The sequence below is a fragment of the bacterium genome (genome assembly GCA_035527515.1).
GTDB lineage: Bacteria > B130-G9 > B130-G9 > B130-G9 > B130-G9 > B130-G9.
Map to the genome: position 1 here is coordinate 1 of DATLAJ010000154.1, position 5,101 is coordinate 5,101.

A 5,101-nucleotide genomic window follows, 5' to 3' on the forward strand; every position below is an offset into this window, starting at 1 on the left:
GCACTACTCGCCGGCGAGACATTCCGCGTCCTGAAGGAGAAGGAAATCAGGCGTTTCGGCGAGTTCCGGACGCGGCGGTTGGTGCTGGAGGCGTGGAGGTGATCATATCATGCTGAAATCAGTTGAGGCGACGATCGGGCCGGACGGAAAGGTCCGGTTACGGGAGCCCGTCCACCTGACGCGTGGATGTCGGGCGATCGTGACCATAATTGACGAGCCCGATGTCTCCGAGACGGCTCTCTTGAGCGAGCAGGCACTTGGTGAGGACTGGAACCGACCGGAGGAAGACGAGGTATGGTCTCACCTTCAGCAGGTTCCGTAGTTCTCGTCTCCTTCCCAGCATCATTGCATGCCTCCCACGCAATCAGTGTGACAAGCTATGACAAGCTGTGACACCGAGCTGTGACACGAGGTCCAGCAGGTTTGCGACATGTTTGCGACAATCTTTGCGACAATCTTTGCGACACGACTTGCGACATGCGCCTTTTAGGCCGCCGAACAGGGGAATCCCGGTTGATGGCGGCTCTGGGCAGCGCTTGTTCCCTTAGATGCCTCATCTTCGTGTGCAACGGCCCTCGTCAATTGATGTACCTTTGGCCCTGCTGGCACTTGAAGTCCACGTATGCCTTGCCGGCCAGGCGAGAGTTACTCCTGTACGAGAGATTGCCCACCAAGGTGATGAACGGGTTGCGCCATCGCCACAGGTTCCTCCACACTCTGCGCATGAGGTGTGGTATTGAATAGAAGCCCTGGTCGCAGGAGATCATCTCCTTAATAACTTCATCCAGAGACAGGTGCGTGTACCGGGCCACTGGGAAAGTCAGCGTGTAATACTTCCAGTCCTCCGGAAACCCATCGAGGACAATGCGGCCCTCTGATTCCATCCTATCCCACAGACGCGTGCCGGGCAAAGGCGTCAGGAACAACACGTTGAGATAGTCCATGCCGTACCGACGGGCCACGTCGGCGATGTGCCTGCCTATACCCGCCTCGTCCGTGTCCAGACCGACAATGAACGACCCCACGACTAGGATATTGTGCCGCTGTATGCGCCTCACCGAGTCGCGGGAATCCCGGCCCTTCAGCAGATTGTATTTCCTGCCGAGATCACGGAGGCCTTCCTCTGTTGGGGACTCAAAGCCGATGAAAACGCCCCTGCACCCGGCCTTCGCGGCCAACGCCATGAGTTCTTCGTCGTCGGCGAAGTTGATGGTGGCCTGGGCAATCCATTCCTTGTGCAGGTCCGCGTGAATCAAGGCTCGAAACAGGTCTTTGGCGCGGGCGAGGTCTTCGGGGCGCGTGCCGATGAGGTTGTCGTCCACGACCAGAACTTGCTTCTCACGAATCAACTGGAATTCCTTTACGACATCCGGAATGGGCCGCAGGCGATACTGGAGCCCATTGAACGTCGAAACGCTGCAAAAGCTGCAGTTCAAAGGACAGCCGCGCGTGGTCTGAATGGCGCCGCATGCGTAGCCCGTGGCCAGCAGATCGTGCCGGGCGGGCTGGACCTTGTTTATGTCGGCGAACCCTCCGGAATACCGGCGCTTCAGGCAGCCATGCCGAGCGTCTTCCAGGACCTGCGCCCAGACGGCCTCGGCTTCCCCGGTAACGACCGAGTCCACGCGTTCCAAAGCCTCGTCCTCGCAGACGCTCGCGTGAATGCCTCCCATGACCACGGGCACCCCCAGGCGCCGGAATTGCGAGGCCACCTCGTAGGCTCGGTTGGCCTGGGAAGTGAATGCGGTGATGCCCACAAGGTCCGGCCGCGGCATCGCCGAATAGTCAGGCACGCCAAGGTTCTCGTCCAGGATCGTGACTTCCCACTCCGGCGGGGTCAGGCCCGCGAGAACCATGAGCCCGAGTGGCTTCCAGACGCGATAGCGGTTCCAGCGGTTCTCTTTGACTCTGACGATTCTGACGAGCGGATTGGAGGGATTGATTAGATACAGGCGCATGGCGTATTCCTACTGATACGTGTAATCCACGAGGACGAAAAGTTTGGTCCCACTTCCAACGAAAGTCTCACGGTCTCCATTGCAGACGTTCTGCACCATCCACTGAGCTGAGGTTTTGGCTTTGAGTCTCGCGCCACCTCCCAAAAGAAATCCTAACAGACGGATACTATATATCATAAACACCGGGACCCCCTCAACGGCTCCAGGCGCAGAACTGAATCCAGCCGTCGTTACGACGCCAGACCTCGCGGGGCGGGATACGGTTTCAAGAGGCTCTTCACCATCAGCGAGTTCTACGACCGGGACCGCGCCCCGTTCTACCGTGCCATCCGAAGCGTCCGGGGAAGCGGGATGGATATGACGGGTTGGCTGGAGTATTTTGTCGATGGGCTGACCACGCAGCTCGCCGAGGTCAAACAAGGAGGCTTACTCGTTTCGGAAGGGGCGACGAACCAGCTGCTTCATCGACTGAAGGGATAGGGGGAACTTGCGACAAACTTGCGACACGATTGGCTACTCGTGTCGGTAACCGACATCGTCGCCGTGCGTCTCGGTTGCCCACGCGGGAGTATCCACAATGTGATTGGGTCCCGCGCTCAGGCACCAGACGTGGTTCTCAGGCCTCATGCCGCCCTCGAAGCCGCTAACGGACACAAGGTAGGCATATCCCCACGGATCATCGGTCACGTAGGGTAGATACGGGCCAGTCCACCCACCGGCGGGAGGGACTGCTTTGCCGGCCTTTAGATACGCATCGCGCTCGTCCCTGCTGAATTCGCGACCGTACTGATACCAGGGCTGTGTCCTTCCATTCGTGACGAGAATGAAATACATATCCTCCGACCGGCTGCCCCAGGATTCCGACGCCTCCTTTGTCAAGCCCGGCATACCGCCCATATTCCCATATAGGTAGTCGAGACTGGAATCGGGGCCGTGATCGGCAGACACAAACATCGGCCACATCCCGGTGTCCTTGTGAAAGAGGAGAATGGCAGTGCTTATGTTCCGGCAATCGCTGAGAGCTCGAGTAGGACTGTCGTCACGGGGCAGCCTCGGCAACAGCAGGGTGTGAGCGTAAAACGAAGGGATAAGTATAAAGATGAGACCAGCTAGAGCCAAAGTCATGCCTGCGACTTCGGCCACAGCATGGGAATCACCCCGATTCTTTCGTGCCCAGATCAATATGTTGTTGATGGCGATACTCACGACAAGGACGCCAAACCCAATGCGCCCGAGCATCCAGGCGATATCCCAGCAACTGCGCCTAAGGAGCAACGGCGTCAACAGGAGCAACAGCCCAACTCCTAGTATCGCGGTTGAGAGCACGAGCCACCGCCGCGGGACTCGACGACGACGCAGCTGGCAGATCGCGACGACGTTCATTATCCATGGAAAGACAAGGATGGGCGCATGGGACACGGCGACTTCCAGAACAGGCCAGGGCCAGGCACAGCCTAGCAGTCCTGTCAACGTCAGATAACCGCCGAATACGATCGAGGCGATAGCAAGCGCAGACGATCCGTATTGAAGCGTGTCATCCGCCTGGCCGTCAGATTCGAGTTTCTCGGGCGATTCAGATTTCACGGCTGGTTCTTCGACCTGGTGTGCATGCTCGTCCTCGCTCATTCTATCTAGTCCTATAACCGATGCCATCCCTGCGCGGCTGAGGCCCTCGCTGGTGCGCTCAGCGGGACCCGTTGCCCACTAGGATTACTTTCAACGTTTCCATGATGATGAACAGGTCAAGCCAGATCGAGAAGTTCTGGATGTAGCCCAGGTCGTATTTGATCTTGATCTCAGGGATCGTCGCGTATCCGCCGTGTATTTGGGCGAGGCCGGTTATTCCGGGAAGCACTGAGAACCGCTGCGAGTAGCCAGGTATCCGCTGCGAGTACTCTTCAACAAAGACGGGCCTCTCTGGCCTGGGTCCCACGAAGCTCATCTCACCCTTGATGATGTTTAACAGCTGCGGCAGCTCATCCAGCCTGGTTTTTCTCAAGATGCGCCCGATCCCAGTGATGCGGTTGTCGCTGCTGTTTGACAGGACCGGGCCGGTTGCTCGCTCCGCATCGTGGGCCATGGTTCTGAACTTGATTATCCTAAAGGGGTTGCCGGCCTTGCCCATCCGTTCCTGCTTGTAGAAGACGGGGCCTTTTGAGGTGGTTTTTACAAGGAGGCCAATGAGCAGAAAAAACGGCAAGAGGACGAGAAAAAGGCCCAGGGACAATGTGCTATCGGTGACACGCTTGATCGCGAGTTGAAATGCGGGCTTCAGCGCTGATTCAATCTCGATTAGCGGCACATCTGATATTCTGAAATCCTGTAATCTTCCGATTAGCACCTCGTAATCGGAGGGAATGACTGAGACGTGAGAGCGGCGAGAGGAGAACATCAACCTCGGCAAAAAATCCTGCTGCCAACTGTTGGGCGAGGCGATCATGACCTCATCCACTCCAAGTTCCTCGATGATGTCCGGCACGCGTGAGACGTCGCCCAGGACTGGGAACCCACAGATCACACGCTCGTCGCTCGTCTCGGTCGGTGCGCGGATAACGCCGACTACCTCGATTCGGTAGCTTCGGTTCTCGCTGAGTCGTTTCAGTAGGCTTCTTGCGACGGTTGATGTGCCGACGACAATGGCCTTTTTCTTCGGCCTGCCCTTGACCAATACGAGGAAAGATAAGGCCCTGAAGATGCTTATGAACGTGCAGTTAAGCAGCCAGAAGATGGGTAAGATCGACCTTGGGAATGGCACGCTTCGCAGGAAGAAGTAGAAGGCGGCGAGCAGGACGGTCTCGAGGGTTATGGCGCCCGCTATCGGTCGCAATCGGACCCTGACCTGAAATGCGTCAAGCGGCTCGTAAAGACCAAAGAAGTAGAAGATGACCACCTGACCGGAGATGAGCAGCCACACGTAGTGCCCAACGTCGTAGATGCGGTGAGAAGGCATCACGTCATCGAATATGAAAAAGGTGAAGTTTGACCGGAGCCAGAACGCGGCGAGGTACGCGGCGAGGGCGATCGCGACATCACCCACTAGGAGCAGGATCTGGTCAAGAGCGGTGCGCGTGGAGCGACTGACGCCACGCCTCCTGGTTGCGTGCGACACCTTAGTCAGTCACCCTTCCAGCGACCTTGCCACG

General features: G+C 57.7%; 5 protein-coding genes. 2 read left to right on the plus strand and 3 right to left on the minus strand.

Annotated elements, in window-relative coordinates:
• Positions 1-109: 109 nt before the first annotated feature.
• A complete protein-coding gene (locus VM163_12610; GenBank protein ID HUT04720.1) occupies positions 110-322 on the plus strand; it encodes a hypothetical protein in 213 nt (70 codons plus the stop codon).
• Positions 323-578: 256 nt separating this feature from the next.
• Here the strand turns inward: VM163_12610 and VM163_12615 are convergent, their stop codons facing one another.
• Positions 579-1,958: a radical SAM protein gene (locus tag VM163_12615; protein HUT04721.1), complete on the minus strand. Its 1,380-nt coding sequence runs from the start codon at positions 1,956-1,958 to the stop codon at positions 579-581.
• Between the two features lie 357 nt (positions 1,959-2,315).
• On the opposite strand from VM163_12615, the gene VM163_12620 reads away from it, so the two are divergent.
• Entirely contained in the window at positions 2,316-2,438 is a 123-nt protein-coding gene (locus tag VM163_12620) for a hypothetical protein (GenBank protein ID HUT04722.1), read from the plus strand.
• Positions 2,439-2,471: 33 nt separating this feature from the next.
• Here the strand turns inward: VM163_12620 and VM163_12625 are convergent, their stop codons facing one another.
• Together VM163_12625 and VM163_12630 are read right to left on the minus strand one after the other, a co-directional pair.
• Positions 2,472-3,584 carry a hypothetical protein gene (locus VM163_12625; protein HUT04723.1) on the minus strand — a complete coding sequence of 371 codons (1,113 nt, stop codon included), beginning with the start codon at positions 3,582-3,584 and terminating at the stop codon, positions 2,472-2,474.
• A gap of 58 nt (positions 3,585-3,642) precedes the next feature.
• Positions 3,643-5,067: a sugar transferase gene (locus VM163_12630; GenBank protein HUT04724.1), complete on the minus strand. Its 1,425-nt coding sequence runs from the start codon at positions 5,065-5,067 to the stop codon at positions 3,643-3,645.
• Positions 5,068-5,101: the final 34 nt, after the last annotated feature.